This window comes from Staphylococcus lloydii, from assembly GCF_015775975.1.
GTDB lineage: Bacteria > Bacillota > Bacilli > Staphylococcales > Staphylococcaceae > Staphylococcus > Staphylococcus lloydii.
Genome location: NZ_CP064056.1, coordinates 1,192,453 through 1,213,624, shown reverse-complemented (window position 1 = coordinate 1,213,624; position 21,172 = coordinate 1,192,453). Strand labels below are relative to the sequence as shown.

At 33.1% G+C, this 21,172-nt stretch carries 18 protein-coding genes, 1 riboswitch and 1 other annotated feature; all 18 genes read right to left on the bottom strand.

Features of this window, described 5'->3' with window-relative positions; all coding sequences use genetic code 11:
- Window positions 1–171 precede the first annotated feature (171 nt).
- The 18 genes from tig to icd all read right to left on the bottom strand — a co-directional run bounded on the left by tig (window position 172) and on the right by icd (window position 21,144).
- Window positions 172–1,482 (bottom strand): trigger factor, encoded by a 1,311-nt coding sequence (gene tig, locus ISP08_RS05895; RefSeq protein WP_195718016.1) that lies wholly within the window; start codon window positions 1,480–1,482, stop codon window positions 172–174.
- Window positions 1,483–1,637: 155 nt separating this feature from the next.
- On the bottom strand, window positions 1,638–2,561 hold the full coding sequence (locus ISP08_RS05890) for a hypothetical protein (protein WP_195718015.1): 924 nt from the start codon (window positions 2,559–2,561) through the stop codon (window positions 1,638–1,640).
- A 12-nt stretch (window positions 2,562–2,573) separates the two neighbouring features.
- Entirely contained in the window at window positions 2,574–3,185 is a 612-nt protein-coding gene (locus ISP08_RS05885) for an NUDIX domain-containing protein (protein ID WP_195718014.1), read from the bottom strand.
- 101 nt (window positions 3,186–3,286) lie between these two features.
- Window positions 3,287–3,643 carry a 50S ribosomal protein L20 gene (gene rplT / locus ISP08_RS05880; RefSeq protein ID WP_048793476.1) on the bottom strand — a complete coding sequence of 119 codons (357 nt, stop codon included), beginning with the start codon at window positions 3,641–3,643 and terminating at the stop codon, window positions 3,287–3,289.
- Window positions 3,644–3,707: 64 nt separating this feature from the next.
- Window positions 3,708–3,908: a 50S ribosomal protein L35 gene (gene rpmI / locus ISP08_RS05875; protein WP_048793475.1), complete on the bottom strand. Its 201-nt coding sequence runs from the start codon at window positions 3,906–3,908 to the stop codon at window positions 3,708–3,710.
- Window positions 3,909–3,935: 27 nt separating this feature from the next.
- Complete coding sequence (infC, locus tag ISP08_RS05870) at window positions 3,936–4,463, bottom strand: translation initiation factor IF-3 (protein ID WP_195718684.1); 528 nt, start codon at window positions 4,461–4,463, stop codon at window positions 3,936–3,938.
- Between the two features lie 28 nt (window positions 4,464–4,491).
- Window positions 4,492–4,618: a sequence feature (ribosomal protein L20 leader region), on the bottom strand.
- A gap of 60 nt (window positions 4,619–4,678) precedes the next feature.
- Window positions 4,679–6,169, bottom strand: a complete 1,491-nt coding sequence (locus ISP08_RS05865; protein WP_195718013.1) for an amino acid permease — start codon at window positions 6,167–6,169, stop codon at window positions 4,679–4,681.
- 147 nt (window positions 6,170–6,316) lie between these two features.
- Window positions 6,317–6,490, bottom strand: a riboswitch (Lysine riboswitch).
- Window positions 6,491–6,561: 71 nt separating this feature from the next.
- A complete protein-coding gene (gene thrS, locus ISP08_RS05860; RefSeq protein WP_195718012.1) occupies window positions 6,562–8,499 on the bottom strand; it encodes a threonine--tRNA ligase in 1,938 nt (645 codons plus the stop codon).
- 329 nt (window positions 8,500–8,828) lie between these two features.
- Window positions 8,829–9,749 (bottom strand): primosomal protein DnaI, encoded by a 921-nt coding sequence (gene dnaI / locus ISP08_RS05855; RefSeq protein ID WP_195718011.1) that lies wholly within the window; start codon window positions 9,747–9,749, stop codon window positions 8,829–8,831.
- Entirely contained in the window at window positions 9,749–11,128 is a 1,380-nt protein-coding gene (locus ISP08_RS05850; RefSeq protein WP_195718010.1) for a replicative helicase loading/DNA remodeling protein DnaB, read from the bottom strand. The genes dnaI and ISP08_RS05850 overlap by 1 nt, the downstream gene beginning before the upstream one ends.
- Window positions 11,128–11,598, bottom strand: a complete 471-nt coding sequence (gene nrdR, locus ISP08_RS05845) for a transcriptional regulator NrdR (protein ID WP_048793470.1) — start codon at window positions 11,596–11,598, stop codon at window positions 11,128–11,130. The genes ISP08_RS05850 and nrdR overlap by 1 nt, the downstream gene beginning before the upstream one ends.
- 223 nt (window positions 11,599–11,821) lie before the next feature.
- Entirely contained in the window at window positions 11,822–12,847 is a 1,026-nt protein-coding gene (gap, locus tag ISP08_RS05840) for a type I glyceraldehyde-3-phosphate dehydrogenase (protein WP_195718009.1), read from the bottom strand.
- A gap of 135 nt (window positions 12,848–12,982) precedes the next feature.
- Complete coding sequence (gene coaE, locus ISP08_RS05835) at window positions 12,983–13,597, bottom strand: dephospho-CoA kinase (RefSeq protein ID WP_195718008.1); 615 nt, start codon at window positions 13,595–13,597, stop codon at window positions 12,983–12,985.
- Between the two features lie 16 nt (window positions 13,598–13,613).
- Window positions 13,614–14,486 carry a bifunctional DNA-formamidopyrimidine glycosylase/DNA-(apurinic or apyrimidinic site) lyase gene (gene mutM, locus ISP08_RS05830; RefSeq protein WP_048793467.1) on the bottom strand — a complete coding sequence of 291 codons (873 nt, stop codon included), beginning with the start codon at window positions 14,484–14,486 and terminating at the stop codon, window positions 13,614–13,616.
- A gap of 15 nt (window positions 14,487–14,501) precedes the next feature.
- The gene (polA, locus tag ISP08_RS05825) at window positions 14,502–17,132 is read right to left on the bottom strand and encodes a DNA polymerase I (RefSeq protein ID WP_195718007.1); all 2,631 of its coding nucleotides are present in this window, start codon (window positions 17,130–17,132) and stop codon (window positions 14,502–14,504) included.
- A gap of 125 nt (window positions 17,133–17,257) precedes the next feature.
- The gene (gene pnpS / locus ISP08_RS05820) at window positions 17,258–18,955 is read right to left on the bottom strand and encodes a two-component system histidine kinase PnpS (protein WP_195718006.1); all 1,698 of its coding nucleotides are present in this window, start codon (window positions 18,953–18,955) and stop codon (window positions 17,258–17,260) included.
- Entirely contained in the window at window positions 18,955–19,665 is a 711-nt protein-coding gene (locus ISP08_RS05815) for a response regulator transcription factor (protein WP_048793464.1), read from the bottom strand. The genes pnpS and ISP08_RS05815 overlap by 1 nt, the downstream gene beginning before the upstream one ends.
- 210 nt (window positions 19,666–19,875) lie before the next feature.
- Window positions 19,876–21,144 carry an NADP-dependent isocitrate dehydrogenase gene (icd, locus tag ISP08_RS05810; protein ID WP_048793463.1) on the bottom strand — a complete coding sequence of 423 codons (1,269 nt, stop codon included), beginning with the start codon at window positions 21,142–21,144 and terminating at the stop codon, window positions 19,876–19,878.
- Between the last annotated feature and the right edge of the window lie 28 nt (window positions 21,145–21,172).

The following is a 21,172-nucleotide window of genomic DNA, read 5'->3' as shown; positions in this document are numbered from 1 at the left end:
CTAAAGACTATACTAGATAGCATTTTAATATGCAAATAGTTAATTTTACAAGATATTTGCATAAAAATAGTGAAGCAGATACATCAATGATTAATGCATCTGCCACTCAATATTTTTATATTATACAGCTTTACATTTGAAGCAAAAAATAATTTGCTCAATATATTAACCTTATGCTTCTTTGTCTTCTTTAGCAGGTTCTACTAATTTTGCTTCGTCAACAAGTAAGTCGATAACTTTTTGGATACGCACGTCATTTTTAACAATGTCAGTGTTACCTAATGTTTGTTTAATATCTTCAACTGAGATATTAAATTGACCACTCATTTTTTCTAATTCTTTATCGATATCTTCATCAGATACTTCAACATTTTCAGCGTCAGCGATTGCAGTTAATGTTAAGTTTGTTTTAACACGTTCTTGTGCATCGTCTTTCATTTGTTCTCTTAATTGAGACTCGTCTTGACCTGAAATTTGGAAATAAGTTTCTAAATTTAAACCTTGTTGTTGCATACGTTGTCCAAATTCTTGAACCATGCGGTCTAATTCAGTATTAACCATTGCTTCTGGAATATCGATAGTTGCATTGTTAGCAGCTTTATTAATTGCTTCTTCTTTTTGTGCATTTTCTGCATCAGTTTCTTTTTGTTCAGCTAAACGTTTACGAGTATTTTCTTTAAACTCATCAACTGAATTTGCTTCTGAATCTAATTCGTTAGCAATTTCGTCAGTTAATTCAGGAACTTCTTTAGCTTTAATTTCGTTTACTTTAGTTTTGAATGTAGCTTCTTTTCCAGCTAATTCTTCTGCATGATACTCTTCTGGGAAAGTAACTGTAACGTCTTTTTCTTCTCCAGTTTTAGCACCGATTAATTGTTCTTCAAATCCAGGGATAAACATACCTGAACCAATTTCTAAGTCATAACCTTCAGCTTGTCCGCCTTCGAATTGTTCGCCATCTACATAACCATCGAAGTCGATATTTACTGTGTCGCCATCTTCAACGGCACCGTCTTCTTTAACAACCATTTCAGCTAAATGACCTAATTGATGATCGATTGATTCTTGAACTTCTTCATCAGTTAACTCAGCATTTTGTTTTTCAATTTCAAGACCTTTATAGTCTCCTAATTGAACTTCTGGTTCAACTACAACTGTAGCATCAAATTTGAAGTCTTGACCTTTTTCGATTTGTTGAACATCGATTTCAGGTTGGTCAACTGGTTTAATGCCAGTTTCTTCGATAGCTTCACCATATGCTTCTGGTAATAAAATGTCAGCCGCATCTTGATAAAGTGCTTCTACACCAAAACGTTGTTCAAAGATTTGACGTGGTACTTTACCTTTACGGAAACCAGGTACATTAATTTGTTTTACTACTTTTTTGAAAGCTTGATCTAATGCTTTGTCTAATTTTTCTGCAGGAACTGTAACTGATAATACGCCTTCGTTACCTTCCTTTTTTTCCCAAGTTGCTGTCATGTATAAAAACCTCCATGATTATCCTATTTTAATTTTTCAACTTCATTAGTATACCATACGACAAGTGGGTATACAAACCCAGATGTTTTACAGCTCAAATAAATTGTTAAGAATTAATACTATGTTGTTTGTTTACCCACAATATAAGTTATTAATTATGTTAAATGATCTAGTTTTAAAATTAAGTTTTTAACTTCACTGTGTGCTTGCCCTTTATCGATACCCAACATTGACTTAAAGTAATTTTCATATGTCTCAATCCATTGTTCAGAAGAAGCTATAGCATTTATATCAAGTGGATATAATAGAACAGCATGGTTATTCATAACGTGTGCTGCCTCATTAATTAATTGTGTGGCGTCTTCTTCCATTAACTGAATAACATTTGGAATAATATACTGTTTAAGTTCGGTATGTTCTAAACCTTCTAAGTTACTCGGGACGACATCAATGTCATAACCAAACTTTGTTAAATGAATACGAGATTCATATTGTGCGAACCTCAAGTATTCTAGCATAATGCTCACTACATTAGGCTGCAAAGATAAAGCAGTCATTAAGTGTGCCACCGAGTCTTTGTAATTGTATTGGTTATTATCAATTAAAGTTAAAATTGTATTGATTTGTTCTCTTAAAGATAAAGCATCAAATTGCTGTAACTTTTCACCTGCAACTTTGTTATATTGCTCGAGTTGACTAAGTGCAAATTCTTTTAATGGAAATAGTTCCATTCTCGTTTGATGATTCTGAACTTCGTCTATAATTTGATTAATTACTTCAACAACTTCAACATACTGCTTTAAATTATTTAAGCTTTTAACATAATACAATACAAGTTCATCATAATTATTAAACCCTTGTTTTAATAAAATTATAGTTTCTTCTCTAAGTTCTAAATAATAACCTAATTCGTGTAATGTTGCGCATTTTAATAATGATAAAGTTTCATCTAATTCAAAATGTTGTTCAAATTCTTCGAAAAGTTCATAGACCTGTTCTAAATTATTTTGGTTAAATTCAACCTTAATATCTCTTATTAACTTTTCTCTTGAACGCGGAAAAGGAATGATGTCTGACATGGTTATTCACCTCTATTGTAAAGCTTCTAAAATTAAAGCACTCCATGTTTCAAAGTCATCGTAATTATCGATACTTCCTTGTTCAACCCATTTAATTTTTAAAGTATCAGTCTCTTGTACCTCTACATCATTTGAATTCACTTTGATTTTGAACACAACACCTAGATGTACTTCGCCCACTTCATTCGTGTCATCATTAATAAAGCCTATGTATTGTAAATTTTGTGATTCTTCTGATGCTAGCCCAACTTCTTCTTCTAATTCACGTTGCGCATTCGTTCTTAATACCTCATTAATAGTATCTGCACCTACGATATCGTTCATATGACCACCTACTCCAATAGATGATTGACCATGTAAGCGATCTTCGCCTCCACCAGATAGTCTCTCATAGACTAAAAGTTGATCATTTTCATTTTCTAACAAACAGTATGAAATTAATTGCTTGTAGTTAGGATCTTCTTCCATATCGCCTCTACGTTTAACTTCGTATTGACTAAGTGTATCGAATATTTCTTGACCTTTTGTACTATCGTTAGCTAAAAAGCCATTAAATTGATTATTTTCTTCATCAAATAATATGTTACGTGGCACTACTATAATGCGTTCATCGAATTTAGACATATGTATCTCCTTTTGTTTGACTTCGTAGTTATTTTATCAAATCTATAATGTATCTCAAAATAAAAAAGAGATGTAGCACACGCCACATCTCTTTTTACTAATTATTTTAAAGCATCTTTTGCTTTAGTTACTAATTCACCGAAAGCTTTGTCGTCTGAAATAGCAATTTCAGATAACATTTTACGGTTAATATCAATTTCAGCTTTTTTCAAGCCGTTCATTAATCTAGAGTAGCTGATGTCATGTTGACGTGCAGCTGCATTAATACGTGTAATCCATAATTTACGGAAATCACGTTTTCTTTGACGACGGTCACGGAAAGCGTATTGACCTGATTTCATAACTTGTTGTTTTGCTACTTTATATAAAGTACGTTTAGCACCGAAGTAACCTTTTGCTAATTTGATCGTCTTTTTACGACGAGCTCTTGTTACTGTTCCACCTTTTACTCGTGGCATAATAAATTCCTCCTCAAAATATGTTAATGCTTTATAATGTTAATGATAAATAAACGTTGTTTAATTATTTTTTGTAAGCTAATAATTGTTTTACGCGTTTTACGTCTGATTTATGAACTAACTTAGCTTTACGTAATTGACGTTTTTGTTTAGTGTTTTTGTTTGCAAATAAGTGAGATGTGAAAGCTCTTGAACGTTTTAATTGTCCTGAACCAGTTCTTTTAACACGTTTAGCTGCTCCACGGTGTGTTTTCATTTTAGGCATGATAAATTTCCTCCTGTGATTTAAATATTATTTTTCAGCTGTAGGGCTTAACATAATGAACATTTGACGACCTTCCATTTTAGGTTTCTGTTCAACTGAAGCGATATCTTTACATTCTTCAGCGAATTTTTCTAAAACTCTTTGTCCAATTTCTTTATGTGTAATTGCTCTACCTCTAAAACGAATAGAAACTTTACATTTGTCCCCTTTTGATAAGAACTTACGACCATTTTTTAATTTTGTTTGGAAGTCATGTTCTTCAATAGTTGGACTTAAACGTATTTCTTTTACGTTTATTGTTTTTTGTTTCTTCTTCATTTCTTTTTCTTTTTTCTGTTGTTCGAATTTGTATTTACCGTAATCCATAATTCTACCAACAGGCGGCTTAGCGTTTGGTGCTACGACTACAACGTCTAAACCTACACGATCGGCCATTTCTAATGCTTCACTTTTTGGTTTAACACCAATTTGTTCACCATCTTGACCAATTAATCTTAATTCTTTCGCACGAATCTTATCGTTTACTTGAGTTTGATCTTTAGCTATGATTGACACCTCCATGAAATTTACGAAATTATGCCAAGTAAAAAAAGCAGAGCGAGTATAAATTACACCCGCTCTGCTCTACACATGTTTACTACATGTATTATTGACCTGCCAACTGCCTTCGCGTCGCTACAGGTGAGAAGCGGGAGCTTCTACTTGGTTCGTTTCGTATTCAACGTTATTAATCATAGCAACGATTAAGACATAAGTCAACAGCTATTTAATTATTTATGTGATTTTATTTCTTCCATATCAACATCTTGTCTAAGATCTACTTTTTCTAATGGTATCATCTTAGTTTTGTAACGTAATTTATGATAGATAAAGAATGCTAAAAATACTGGAATCCCCATATAAGTAATGACAAAACGATTAAGGTTAAAATGGCCAGTTTGAATAAAATCTACATCTTGACCAATGATTACAATCACACATAAAATACCAGCAAAAATCGGACCAAATGGGAACAATTTAGCTTTATATTTTAATACAGATTTATCATAGTGTTGTTTATCAAAAGCTTTTCTAAAACGATAGTGACTTATTGCAATACCTACCCAAGCAATAAATCCAGTCATACCACTAGCAGCTACGATATATTCATACGCATCTCCACTAATATGTTGTAGCGCAAAGATAGCAATTACAATAAGCGCAGTTACTAATAACGAAAGATATGGTACGCCGCTTTTATTAGTCTTAGAAAAAATTGGAAAGGCTAATTTATCTTTACTCATAGAATAAAGCATACGCGTTGAAGCATACATACCAGAGTTACCTGCTGACAATACTGAAGTTAATATAACTGCATTCATAAATGATGCAGCAAATGCTAATCCTGCATTTTTAAATACAAGCGTAAACGGAGAAGTTGCAACGTCGCTATCTCCACCCATCAATGCTGGGCTATTATATGGAATAATCATACCAATTACGAAAATCGCTAAAATGTAAAATAGTAAGATACGCCAAAACACTTGTTTTATAGCTTTTGGTACTGCACGTTCTGGATTCTCTGACTCTCCTGCAGTAATACCTATCAATTCTGTTCCTTGGAATGAGAAACCAGCAACTAAGAATACACCGAGTATAGTCAACAAGCTACCACCTAATCCGTCTCCTAAGATAGGTCCTTGGCCTGCTGTAAAGGTTTCAAATCCTACAAATTTTCCACCCATGATACCTACGATTGTTAATAAGCCGATAATAATAAAGATAATGACTGTAACAACTTTAATTAACGCAAACCAATATTCGCTCTCACCATAAACACGTACAGATAACGCATTTAATCCAAAGATAATGATTAAGAAAATACTACTCCATATCCAAGCCGGTAATGATTGTAACGGCGTCCAATATTCAATAACTTGTGCCGCTATCGTGACATCGGCAGCAACAGTTATAACCCAGTTAAACCAATAATTCCAACCTAAGGCAAACCCTAAAGAAGGATCTACGAATCTAGTAGCGTATGTGCTGAATGAGCCAGATACTGGTAAATATGTTGCCATTTCCCCTAACGATGTCATCAAGAAAAACACCATTGCGCCGATAATTGCATAAGCTAGTAAAGCACCTAATGCGCCAGCATCATGAATGGCACCGCCTGATGTCATAAACAAACCAGTACCGATACAGCCGCCTATTGCAATCATTGAAATATGGCGGTCTTTTAGTCCTCTTTTAACCCCATCATGTTGATTTTTTTCCATAGTAGCTTCCTTTCTGTCTTGCTTAGAGGTTTACTATTTAAAAGAAACAAATTAAAAATTTCTTATAGTAAATGTCAACCTATGTAATTTTACAAAAAATAAAAATGGTTGCATACCTTCCGATATGCAACCGCTGTGTTATCAATCATACTAGGTAGCACATCACATATGTGACAGTCCAGCATCTTATCGATGTCTGACCCAACACGCAATAATAATGGTTATTTTGTGTTTCGGCATTTTTACCTTTCGCTGTTTCAATATAGGCTCCATTAAGCCATTGAAAAGTTACTAATTAAAAATGCAACCTCTAACTCAAAGTTTATTTAAATTTTAGTTATTTACTATTTCACTACTCATCAATATACATGAATAAACAATTTGTTTCAATACTATCTTTGCTTTTTCAGGCGAATCTCATCTACTAAATTCCAAATAAAGTCATCTTTTTCTACAGTTTCTTGATCTTGAGAACCATATTTACGTACATTAACTTCATTATTTTCCATTTCTTTATCGCCTACAACGAGTTGATATGGAATTTTTTGCATTTGAGCTTCACGTATTTTATAGCCCATTTTTTCATTACGATCATCAATTTCTACTCTTACACCTTGAGATTTTAACTCATCTTGTAAATTTCGAGCATAATCATAGTGTAAATCAACATTTACTGGAATGATTTCAACTTGCATTGGCGCTAACCATGTTGGGAAAGCACCTTTAGTTTCTTCAGTTAAGAAGGCAACAAATCTTTCCATTGTTGATACAACACCTCTATGGATTACTACAGGACGATGTTGTTCGCCATCATTACCAATATAAGTTAAATCAAATTTTTGTGGTAGTAAGAAATCTAATTGAGCAGTACTTAAAGTTTCTTCTTTGCCCATTGCAGTTTGCACTTGAACGTCAAGTTTTGGACCGTAGAATGCCGCTTCACCAATGGCTTCCACATAATCTAGACCTAACTCGTCTACTGCTTCTTTTAACATGCTCTCAGCTTTTACCCACATCTCATCGTCATCATAATATTTTTCTTTGTCTTCAGGATCTCTGTAACTTAATCTAAAGTTATAATTTTCAAAGCCAAAATCTTCATAAACATCTATGATTAAATTAACGACGCGCTTAAATTCTTCTTTAATTTGATCTGGTCGTACGAAAATATGCGCATCATTTAAAGTCATACCACGTACACGTTGTAATCCTGAAACTGCACCACTTGCTTCGTAACGATGCATTGTACCTAATTCAGCTATACGAATTGGTAATTCACGGTAAGAATGTGGTTTGTTCGCATAAATCATCATGTGATGAGGACAATTCATTGGTCTTAAAACCATTTCTTCTTGCTCATCTAATTTCATTGTTGGGAACATGTCGTCGTTGTAGTGATCCCAATGACCCGATTTTTTATATAAATCAGTGTTTGCCATTACTGGAGTATAAACATGGTCATAACCCATACTTACTTCTTTATCAACGATGTAACGTTCGATTTCACGGCGAATTGTAGCACCATTTGGTAACCACAATGGCAATCCGGCACCAACAAGTTGGTTATTAGCAAATAATTCTAAATCTTTACCGATACGTCTATGGTCACGTTCTTTACGTTCTTCTAACATTTTCAAATGCGCTTTTAAATCTTTTTTATCGAAGAAGGCAGTACCATAGATACGTTGTAACATTCTATTATTACTGTCGCCTCGCCAGTATGCACCTGCCGTAGATAACAATTTGAACTCTTTAATTTTCGAAGTAGATGGGACATGTACACCACGACATAAATCAGTAAATTCACCTTGTGTGTATAATGTAACATTCTCATCAGCTGGGATTGCTTCGATTAATTCTAATTTATAAGGGTCGTCACTGAAGAATGCTTTCGCTTCATCACGAGAAACTACTTTGCGTTCAATTTTGTGATTTTCATCAACAATTTGTTTCATAGTTTTTTCAATTTTTTCGAAATCATCCGATGAAATAGATTCATCCATATCGAAGTCATAATAGAAACCACCTTCGATAACGGGACCTACACCAAATTTAACATCTCCATATAAGCGTTTTAATGCTTGTGCCATTAAATGCGCTGTTGAGTGTCTCAATACTTCTAAAGCTTCTTCACTACCTGGAGTTACGATTTCAATAGCTCCATCTGATTCTAATGGTCTTGTTAAATCTACTAATTTGTCATTAAATTTACCTGCGACTGCTTTTTTACGTAATCCAGGACTAATAGATTGCGCTATATCTTCTGTAGTAGTGCCTTTATCGAATTCCTTTGAATTTCCATCTGGAAATTGTATATTTATTTGCTCCATAGATAAACCCTCCTATTTTGAACTTACTCTGCATAAAACGAAATAAAAAAACCCCGTCCCCTAAAAAGGGACGAGGTCTTCGTGGTACCACCCTAAAATAATATATTAAACGGTATGCTCATCGTCTAATATAAACTCTACTTAAGATAACGGTCTTGAGCCGAGTGTTCATTACAAACACTGTACTTGAGGGAGTAATAAAAATATTATGATAGTCATATTCGCATCAACTAATGACTTTCTGGATATCAGTGAATAAATTATCTTATCCTCAATTTATTTCGCTTTAATTTAGATTTGAATTTATTATACAACATTTATTTAATTTTTCAAACATCACGATAATTTTTTCCTTCTAAATAATAAGGCGTCGATAATGTTTTAATACGTTCTAAAATTCGTGCAGCTTTTGTTTTTTCGGTTCCATCACGTGTTACAGATAAATGGTGTTCTAATTCTTTGAAATTTAAATTAGAACTAAAGAATGTTGGTAATTCATGTACCATTCTATAATGTAAAATAGGTCCAATTACTTCATCCCTAACCCAAGGGGTGATTTCTTCTGCACCAATGTCATCAAGCATTAGAATATTCGCTTCACGTACAGTAGCCAATTTTGATTCAAAACTGCCGTCTTTAAATCCACTTTTTAAGGTACGAATGAATTCAGGGAGGTAAATAATCGTAGATGGTATTTTTTTTGTTTTTAGCTGATTAGCAATAGCACCTAAAATAAATGATTTACCTGTACCAAATTGACCGTATAAATATAGGCCTTTGATATTTGCTTTTTCATTTGCTATATCATTACAAATCTCATCGGCTTTCATAGCCGCTTCTAGTCTTTTACCATCCATATGGATGTCTTTTAACTTCGCATTTAAAGTATCACGTTGCATATGATGGGAGGTAATTAAATGCGCATTAAATTTCTCTTCATCGTGTTTAATCTTACATGGGCATTGTAAGTATCTTATCTTAATATGATTATGCTCGATATATAATTCTGGTACGTGACCTTTTACAAAGTTAGGGCAATCTTCAAAACGATGACCGTCATAATGTTTTTGTTGGTCTTTGTATTCTTGTAAGACGTTTAAATCTTCATCAACCATTGCATTAGTAAGTTCAGACTGATGTTCGGTTAAAAATGCTTTGACATCTTTATCATTAACGACCTCTTGTTTGATTTTAGCTATACGTTTTGTTAAATCATTTGACTCGCCCATTATATTTTCAAAGCTTTTCATTAGTCATCATCCCCCCATCTTTCTTTTAAATGTTGTAAAAACGCGGCACGTTCTTTTTCATGTTCAGAATCATCTTCTGTTGACGTCTCATTATCTGGTTGATTTTGTTCGTTATTGTTGGCATTATCTCTCTCTAATAACCATTTAGGTGTCATTTCTTTTGAAACTAAATTTGCTCTTGGTTGTTTGAAATTACGTTGAGATTTTTGTTGTTGCTCTTCTTCATTTATTTTCTTAGCAAATGGTTCTGCTTCTTGCGCAGTTTTTAATCCTTTACGTTTCCAATGCGCTGCAATTGTTAACGTATATTTTTTAGGTAACCGCATATCTCTTTTTAGCATAACAAATTGCAACAATATATTAATCACGCCAAAAGGTAACTGTTCCCTTTCGACTAACTCTTCGACTAATTTCTTTTCATCTAAACTAATTTCAGAGCCTTTCCATGCGGTTAACATTTCAATAGGACTTACACGATTCAATTGTTCTAGACGATCTTCCTCTTCAGTATGACTATTGTCTTCAGGTTTAGGTATGTTTTGTTGTTTTAATTGTAATGAAGGCAAACTTTGTTCGTGTTCCATTTGGTAATAAGTACGTGCATATTTACGCATATCTTCAAACGATAATTGTTGTGCGCTTGTGATTGATTTTAAAATCACACTTTTCATTGCTTCTGGCGTTATGCCATATAAAATAGCAAGTTGCGTAATTAATGCTTTAGCATCAGCATTAATAATTTCAGCACTTATAAAATGTGATTGTAGTAAGTCATAAAGCGCCTCGAAATCAAAGTCAACTTTAGCTAAATTCAAACCTTCATAGCCTTGTTCACGTTTAATGTTTGAAACATCACTTTGAAAATTTTTATTAGGTACTGAAAATACATCGGTAAACTTACGTGTTATTTCCTGATAACCTTCAAGATTAAACGATGTATTAGACTCAAAATAATCTTTTAGGTGATGGTAACGTTCTTTCCCTACAGCTGTAAATAAAAATATCGACAACATAGGATCGCTAAAAAACTGATAGGCAGTTGGTGGTTGGATAAGTTTATAGGCAAAAGATGATGTATTACTATCATGATGTACATAACTTTTGACTAAACCTATAGCCTCTAGTGAATCCATGTGTGTTCTGAATTCACTTAAATTGATTTGTAATTCACTCATTATTACATAATGTGTGGTCACTATTTCAGCCTCTTGTGTTACAAATTGCTCTAAATAGTAATAAAGTCCCATTGCATTGGGACCTACTAATGGAGTGAATAGCCTATTTAATATATCTAAATGTTGTTCATTAATGGAAAAATCGCGGATAACGTAAAAGTTATCTTGAGGTCTCAATCCAAAATCTGAAGATTGCAAACCCATTATGAATCACTCCGTTTATTTTCTGATAAGATACCTTGCATCGATTGTAATAATTGGTCTACATCTTTAAATTCTTTATAGACTGATGCAAAGCGCACGTATGATACTTGGTCTACATGCATTAATAAATTCATGACATATTCGCCAATATCTCTTGAAGAGATTTCAGCACGCCCTTCATCTCTAAGACGCCATTCGACTTTATTAGTGATTTCTTCTAATTGTTCATATCTAACTGGTCTTTTTTCACATGAACGAACTAAACCATTTAAGATTTTTTCACTTAAAAATTGTTCACGTGTGCCATCTTTTTTCACTACGATTAATGGTCTTTTTTCAATATGTTCAAATGTTGTAAACCTAGTATTACAAACTTCACATTCTCTACGACGGCGAATCGCGTTAACTTCATCAGCGTGACGAGAATCTACGACACGTGAATGCGTTGAATTACATTTTGGACATTTCATTGTGCTATCACCTTCTTCAGTTGATTCGAATTTATTATACTATAAATCACTAGACGACAAAAGAATGAGGTCATAGTTAGAAGTACATCTCTATTATTTGAGAAATACAATATATTATAACAAAAAAGACCCTGAGATATAAATCCCAGAGAAATAGCACTCAGATGCTTTAATTCAATGCATCTGAGTGCTTCTTATTTATATTACTCGTTTTATCTTATTTTTAGCTAATCAACACGTCAGCTTCAGAATTTAATAATTGTCCTAATTGCGCAGCTACTTCAACGACTCTATTTGAATAGCCCCATTCATTATCATACCAAGCAATTACTTTCACTTTATTGTCACCCATCACCATCGTACTTTGCGTATCTACAATTGCTGAATGTGGGTTTGTATTAAAGTCTACAGAGACTAGCGGTGCATCTTCTGTAGCTAAAACACCTTGTAAATCATTTTCTTTAAATGCATTATTTACTTCTTCTGCCGTTACGTTTTGTTCTAAGTCAACGACTAAATCAACTAATGATACATTTTTTGTTGGGACTCTAAGTGCCATACCATGAAGCTTACCTTCTAATTCAGGCAAAACTTCTTTTAATGCTTTTGCTGCACCAGTAGACGTTGGTATGATACTTTCGCTACATGAACGTGCACGTCTTAAATCTTTATGCGGGTTATCTATATTATTTTGATCGTTAGTAATTGAATGAACTGTCGTCATTAATCCATTTACGATACCAAATTTATCATTTAATACTTTTGCAACTGGGCCAATGCAATTAGTCGTACAAGAAGCATTACTAAATATGTCATACTTATTAACATCTAAGTTATCATTATTAACACCTTTTACAATCATTTGTACGTCTCCACCTTTAGATGGCCCTGTAAGTAAAACTTTTTTAGCTCCAGCATTGATATGACCTACCGCTTTATCTCCATGGTTAAATTTACCAGTGGCTTCTATTACGATATCAATATCAAGTGATGCCCAAGGTAAGTTTTCAGGATTTCTATCTGATACTAATTTAATTTCATGATTTTCTACTTTAATACCATTTTCAGTCGGTTCAACTTTTAAATCATATGTACCATGAGTAGTATCATAATTTATTAAATGAGCTATCGTTTCTGGTGAATAACTAGCGTTAATAGCTACCACGTTTAAATTGTCATTTTTAAGTGCGATACGTAATGCCATTCGCCCTATTCTACCCATTCCATTAATTGCTATATTAGTCGTCATCGAAAGCACCTCTCAAATTTGTGTTATACTTTTATAGAATTAGTATAACATATTACTTAAAAAATGAAAGCGTTTGCTTTAAAATTTTAAAAATTACCATTAACGTTTCTAAGCAAAACGCTAATGGTGAATGAATTAAAGATGTTCAGCTTCATCAATATAGCCTTGTTCTATTAAAAAGCTTTCTAAATTCTGTTTTAAATCAAGCTTAGAATCTCTATTATCGATGACGTGATCTGCCATTCTACGTTTTTTATCGATAGAGATTTGGCTTAGCACACGGGCTTTTGCATCTTCAAGTGATAAATTATTTCGTTCCATTAATCGATCAATTTGAATACTTTCTGAAGTATAGACTAACCATACTTCATCGACAGTATCTTGCAATTCATTTTCAAATAATAATGGAATATCCATAATGACGTTATACCCTTCGTTGAGGTAGTCATTTTTTTCTTTTTCCATAATATCATGGACGATTGGATGGACAATTTCATTTAATTCTAATCGCTTTTCCGGTTGATTAAATACAACATCACCGACATATGCGCGGTCCATTTCCCCATTTTCGTCAATAGCATCGTCTCCAAAAGCAGCTTTTACATTTGCTAATCCTTCACTACCTTTTTCAACTGCTTTACGAGAAGCTACATCTGCATCTACAATTTTGAAACCATGAACAGATAAAACTTCTGATACTGTAGATTTACCAGTGGCAATTCCACCGGTAAGTCCTATTACTTTTGGCATATATTTCACTCTTCCTTTATTTTTGACAAGTAGGACAGTAATGACTGTTACGCGTTGCAATAACTTGTGTTTCGATATCACTGCCACATACTTTGCATGTTTTTTGTTTATATACATTAAGGTGTAGTTGCATTGTTCCTGTCTTACCATCAGCATGTCGATAATCAGAAACACTAGTCCCACCATATTTTATACCCTCGGATAGCACTTCTCGAACATAATAAAATAACATTTCTCTTTCTTGGTTATTCAAACTATGCGTAGTTCTATTCGGGTGAATGCCGGCTCTAAATAACGCCTCGCAAGCATATATATTACCACATCCCGCAATCACTCTGTGATCTAATATCATTTGTTTTATTGGTTTTTTTAAATAACTTTTACGATCAAACCAAGACAGATAATGATTTAAGGCTATATCTTCAAAAGGTTCTGGAGCTATCTCTAAAAATGATGGGTAAGCTTCTAAAGAAGGTACATTTCTAATTTCTCCAAATCTTCTTATATCAGAATAAACGAGTAACATATCATTATCTAATGTAAAAATGACATGCCAATGATTACGATAATTTTTAACCGTAATATCATCTAAAGCTCTAACGATAAAGAAACCACCTGCCATACCTAGATGACTTATTAAAATTCTATGTTCATTGTCATTAGCTAAATGAAAGACGATGTACTTACTACGTCTTTCAATTTCTTCTATAACAAAATTTTCCGTGAAAGTTTTAAAGGTTTCCAGTGACATTCCTTTTATTATTGTTTCTCGTCCGTCAGCTTTGCCTTCTTTCACTTTATCAGAAAAAATAACAGAGCTTATCTTTTGTCCTTTAGCATATGGCTCAATGCCTCTTTTAACATGTTCAACTTCTGGTAGTTCCGGCATGATAATCCAACTTTCTTATTTCGCATCGTACCATGTATCACCATAGTTACATTCAACTAATAGTGGCACGTCTAATGGTAATGCGTTATCCATAATATTTTCTATAAATTTACTAAAATCAGCTACTTCGCCTTTTGGTACTTCGAATATTAATTCATCGTGTACTTGAAGCAATAATTTTACATTGAACGATTCATTTTTAACAGCATTATCAAAATTTACCATCGCTAGCTTAATAATATCAGCTGCACTACCTTGAATAGGTGTATTCATAGCAGTACGTTCGGCAAAACTACGTAAATTAAAATTACGACTCGTGATATCTGGGATATAACGACGGCGATGCATAAGTGTTTCAACAAATCCTTGCGCTTTTGCATCTTTAACAATATCTGTCATATATTGTTTCACGCCAGGAAAGCTATCTAAATAATCATCGATAAATTGTTTAGCTTGTTTACGCGTTATACCTAAGTTTTGACTTAAACCATAGTCGCTAATCCCATAAACAATCCCAAAGTTTACAGCTTTTGCTTGTCTACGCATTAAACTATCGACTTCGTCAGCACTCACACCAAACACTTTAACTGCCGTTGCAGTATGAATATCTTCATTATTTTTGAATGCTTGTATCATACTTTCGTCTTGTGTGATATGCGCCAATACACGTAATTCAATTTGTGAATAATCGGCCGAAAAGATAACGGTATCTTCATCAGAAGATTTAAACGCTTTTCTAATTTTACGACCTTCTTCAAGTCGTACTGGAATATTTTGTAGATTTGGATCTACTGACGATAATCTACCTGTCTGTGCTAAAGTTTGATTAAACCTTGAGTGTATTCTATTATCATCACTAATTACTTTTTGAAGACCTTCAACATAAGTTGATTGTAATTTAGATAATTGACGATACTCTAGTATATAATCAATTATTGGATGTTCACCTTGTAATTGTTCTAGCACATCAACAGCAGTAGAATAACCAGTCTTTGTCTTTTTAATAACAGGTAGTTTTAATGTTTCGAATAATACAACACCTAATTGTTTTGGAGAATTAATATTAAATTCCTCTCCAGCTGAGTCATATATATTTGCAACTAATTTATCTAGTTTGTTTTGTATTTCAATTTCCATTTCTTTTAATTCGCTAGCTTCGGTATAAATACCAGTTTCTTCCATCTTGCTTAAAATTTTAGCTAATGGTAATTCCAAGTCTTTTAAGAGCTCAACTTGGTTATATTCTTCCAATTGTGTTTCCATTTTAGCTGTCGCATTGTGAATGGCATGTACAATATTAGCAACGTAGTCATTTAAAACTTCATCTTCTGGTATTTGGCGCTTTTTCCCTTTTCCAAATACACTTACATTAGTTTTTAAATATGTTTGTCCATAATAACTAACAACAGAGTGTACATCATCGATAGTTCTTGATGGATCTATAATATAACTCGCTAACATAGCATCGAAAACTATTTCATTAATATCAATATTCAACCTATGCGCTACCACATACGTTTTTTTAGCATCATAAACAACCTTTTGCGAATCGCTACTTTCTAGCCATTGTACTAGTTCTTTATAGTCATTTATGTTTTGAGCATCAATAACGACGTGATGCGTACCATCAAAAAGCCCGAATTTTAAAATTTGATCTTTTAAATAATTCGTATCTTCTAATTCAAAATGTATTGTCGCTTGTTGTAAATTAGCAAAATCTATATTTGCAAAATCTTGTTCCACAGTTAATTCTAGCGCTTCATCACTCTCACTCGTGCCGTCCACATTTAATTGTTCTAATAGTTGTTTGAATTCTAGTTTTTTAAATAATTCAATTTTTTCTGTTTCATCATTATTTGTTGGCATTTCAGTATCTTTTAATGACACTGCTATCGGACTCTCACGGTTTATAGTGGCAAGCTGTTTACTCATTAATGCATCGTCTTTACTATTTTCCAGTTTTTCTTTTAACTTTTTACCAGAAACGCTATCGATGTTGTCATAAACACTTTCTACAGTTTGAAATTGATTTAACAATTTAATGGCTGTTTTTTCCCCAACGCCAGCTACACCAGGAATATTATCGGAAGCGTCACCCATTAAACCTTTCATATCAATAATTTGATCTGGCGTTAGTCCATTATATTTTTCCGCAATAAATTCAGGCGTGTAATGATCTACATCTGTAACACCTTTTTTAGTATAGTATATCGTCACATTATCACTAGCTAACTGTGTTAAGTCACGGTCACCTGTAACAATAATTGTTTCATACCCTGCTGAATGCGCTTCTTTACTAAGCGTACCTATAATATCATCGGCTTCATAATTATCTAATTCATATCTTTTAATGCCATATGCATCTAATAATTGACGGACGTATGGTAATTGTTCACTTAATTCTGGAGGCGTCTTTTGACGGCCACCTTTATATTCACTATAAGTGTCATGTCGAAAAGTTGTTTTACCCGCGTCAAATGCTACTAAAAAGTTCGTAGGTTGTTCTTCTTTAATTATTTTTTCTAATAACATCGCAAAACCATATACCGCATTTGTGTGGATGCCTGCCTTGTTTTGCAATAACGGTAAAGCATAAAATGCTCTAAAGCTTAAACTATTACCATCTATTAAAATTAATTTATTCACTTTAATTAACCTCCAGAACTAATTTAGTTATTATTTTATCATAATCTATCATTATACCGTACTTTTTACGCTAAATTTAGTAACCAAAAAAGCTCCTACAATTACAATAAATTGTAGGAACTTTGTTATAAAGTATCATCAAAAAATATAACTTTGAATGTTGACCCTTCGTTAGGTTTTGACGAAACGCTAATACGCCCTTTATGCGCTTCGATTATATGTTTCGCTATAGATAAACCTAGACCTGTACCACCAGAATCTCTACTTCTAGCTTTATCAACTCTATAAAATCGTTCAAAGATATGCTGTTGGTCTTCTTCTTTTATACCAATACCAAAGTCTTTTACGACTAAGATCGATTTTTGATTTTCTTCATACACTTTAACAATAATTTCACTGTTTTCCGGCGAATAATTAATCGCGTTAGAAACCAAGTTAATAACAACTTGTGAAACTTTATCTTTATTTGCTTCAATATAAACATTTGAATCAAGACTTGCGTTTATAGAAATTGATTTACTTTCTGCAATCGTTTGTAAACTATCGATATTACTTTGCACCACCTCAGCAAAGTTAAGTCTCGTCGTTTCAATTTCAGTCTGTTGTTCAACATGAGATAAATCTAATAGATCAAAAACAAGCGATTCAATACGTTCAGATTCTTTTAAAATAATATCTAAAAAGGCATTTAATGACTGTGGATCGTCTTTTGCACCATCTAGCAATGTTTCAGCAAAACCTTTGATAGATGTTATTGGTGTTTTTAGCTCGTGAGACACGTTAGCAACAAATTCTCGTCGTAAATTTTCTAATTTTTTAAGATTTGTTATATCGTGCAATACGATAACCATGCCGTATAAATTCTTTTTAGACTTCGATAGAATCGGGACACATGCTGTATCAAAATATTTTTCATGTACTTGACTCACGTTTAATTTCAACTGCTGATAAAGTGCCTTTTCCATTTTAAAAGCGTCCGTAATTAATGGTTGAACGTCATCGTCTAATATTTCTGTATAACTATGATGCTCTATCTCTATATCAGGTGTGAATACTTCGTAATAAGTTCTATTAGCTATTACAATTTCACCATACTTATCAATCATTAAAATTGAACTTGGGATATTTTCCAAAGTTGTTTTTAAACGATTAGATTGTAACTTTTGTTGATTATTTAATTTTTGTAATCTTCTTGCTAATTCATTTGTAGTAACAAATAATTCCCTTGTTTCTTTAACATTACTCTCTGGAACTCTAACATGGTAATATCCTTCTGCAAGTAATTGTGTTGCATATGTTACTTCTTTTATTGGCATAATATATGTACGGTTAATCATTCTAACTACTAAAAACATGACTAACAAGACTACAATAATTGTTAATAACAAATAGTACCAAATTTTCATTTGTAAATCATGTAGATTATTGTTAACGCCACTAATAAGTATCGTGTAATTACTCTTAGACGTTTCATAAGTATAACGATGTTGGCCTTTATATTTATCATAGCGTAATGACGTATCAGTCGTCATTTTTAAGATAGAAGAATTTATTGGGACCTTTGTCGTTTGAGAATATGTTTTTTTATCATCATCTTTGATTTCTATCGATAGTTGCTCATTTTTCATTAATTTAGTTAGTTCATTTTGCTTATTTTGATTTAACAAACTCACAAAATGCGTTGTTTTATGTTCGAGTAGTTGCTGTTGATTTTGCACTACTGTAGTATAAATCACGTGTGTAACAATAAACCCTAAGGCAAGAAAACTCACTATTGTTATCGTACATAAAATTATTAATAAACGTTGATGAAATTTCAACATTAATTTTTAGGTCTCTCTAACTTGTAACCTAATCCACGCACAGTTTTAATCAATTTAGGCTGTTTGGGATTGTCTTCTAATTTATCTCTTAAATGACTTATATGTACATCAACAATTCGAGAATCACCAGCAAATTCATAATTCCACACAGAATTCAACATGTGTTCACGTGTAATTACTCTGCCTTGTCTGTCTATTAAATATAATAATAACTCAAATTCTTTAGGTGTTAATTCTAACAATTCTCCATTACGGTAAACTTCAAAAAAGTCAGGTTTTATTTTAATAGACCCAATATGAATGTCCTCAGAACTATCTGCATTTTCATTTAACTCTGTTAACATTGCAGATCGTCTTAATATTGCTTTAACACGTGCAACAACTTCTCTCGGTGAAAATGGTTTCGTCATATAATCATCTGCGCCTAATTCTAAGCCCAATACGCGATCAAATTCATCATCTTTCGCAGTCAACATTAAAATCGGCACTAAATTTTTATCTGCACGAATTTGCTTACACACTTCAATACCGTCTTTTTTAGGTAACATAACATCTAATACAATTACTTCCGGTTTAACTGCATCAACTTTCGCCAATGCTTCTTCGCCATCATAGGCTACCTCTATATTGTAACCAGCTTGTTCTAAATTATATTTAAGCAATGTTACAATTGATTGTTCGTCATCAACTACAAGTACTGTTTGAGACATAACGTACCTCCAATAATATATTTACATCGTAATTATAACGTAAATTGTCAAAAAAATAATACAATTGACATTCATTTACATAATCTTAACATTTTCTTAATTTTTATAATATAAAAGTTTGTAAAATAAAAATAAGCACCCATTGAATCATCAAGGAGTGCTTATCACAAAACAAACTATTTCTAGTCTTTTATTTCACTTAAACAATTATTAGCTTAAGTTTTTAATTAATTCATCTGCGAATTGTGAAGTTGAAACTTCTTCTGCACCGTCCATTAAACGTGCAAAGTCGTAAGTAACAACTTTGGACGCGATTGTTTTTTCGATTGAATCTGTAATTTTATCAGCTGCTTCTTGCCAACCTAAGTGTTCTAACATTAATACAGCACTTAAGATTTCAGAAGATGGGTTTACTTTGTCTTGGTCAGCATATTTAGGCGCAGTACCATGAGTAGCTTCGAAAATTGCATGTCCACTTTCATAGTTAATGTTAGCTCCTGGAGCGATACCAATACCACCAACTTGTGCAGCTAATGCATCTGATACATAGTCACCGTTTAAGTTCATTGTAGCAACTACGTCGTGATCTGCTGGACGAGTAAGAATTTGTTGTAAGAAGATATCAGCAATTGAGTCTTTAATGATAATTTTGCCTTCTTTTTCAGCTTTTTCTTGAGCAGCGTTAGCTTCGTCTTTACCTTGTTCTTCAACAATTTGATCATATTGTTGCCAAGTAAATACTTTGTCAGCAAATTCATTATGAGCAACATCATAACCCCATTGTTTGAATGCACCTTCAGTAAATTTCATGATATTACCTTTGTGTACTAAAGTAACAGACTTACGGTTGTTATCTAACGCATATTGGATAGCTGCACGTACTAAACGTTCAGTACCTTCTTTAGATACTGGTTTAATACCGATACCTGAAGTTTCTGGGAAGCGAATGTTTTTAGCGCCCATTTCGTTTTGTAAGAAATCAACTACTTTTTTCACTTCTGATGAACCTTCTTTAAATTCAATACCAGCATAAATATCTTCAGTATTTTCACGGAAAATAACCATGTCAGTTTCTTCTGGTCTTTTAACAGGTGAAGGAACACCTTTGAACCAACGAACTGGTCTTAAACAAGTGAATAAGTCTAATTCTTGACGTAAAGCTACGTTTAATGAACGAATACCGCCACCGATTGGTGTAGTTAAAGGTCCTTTAATCGCAATTAAATATTCATCAATTGCTTCTAATGTTTCTTTAGGCAACCATTCGCCAGTTTCATCGTAAGCTTTTTGACCAGCTAATACTTCTTTCCAGTCAATTTTCTTTTCGCCGTTATAAGCTTTTTCTACGGCAGCATCGATAACTCTGCTTGCTGCTTTCCAGATATCTGGGCCAATTCCGTCACCAATAATATATGGAATTGTTGGTTCGTTTGGTACTGATAAACCGTCGTTGCTTTTTACAATTTTATTTACTGCCATCTCAAAAAACCTCCGAATATTTTTGTCT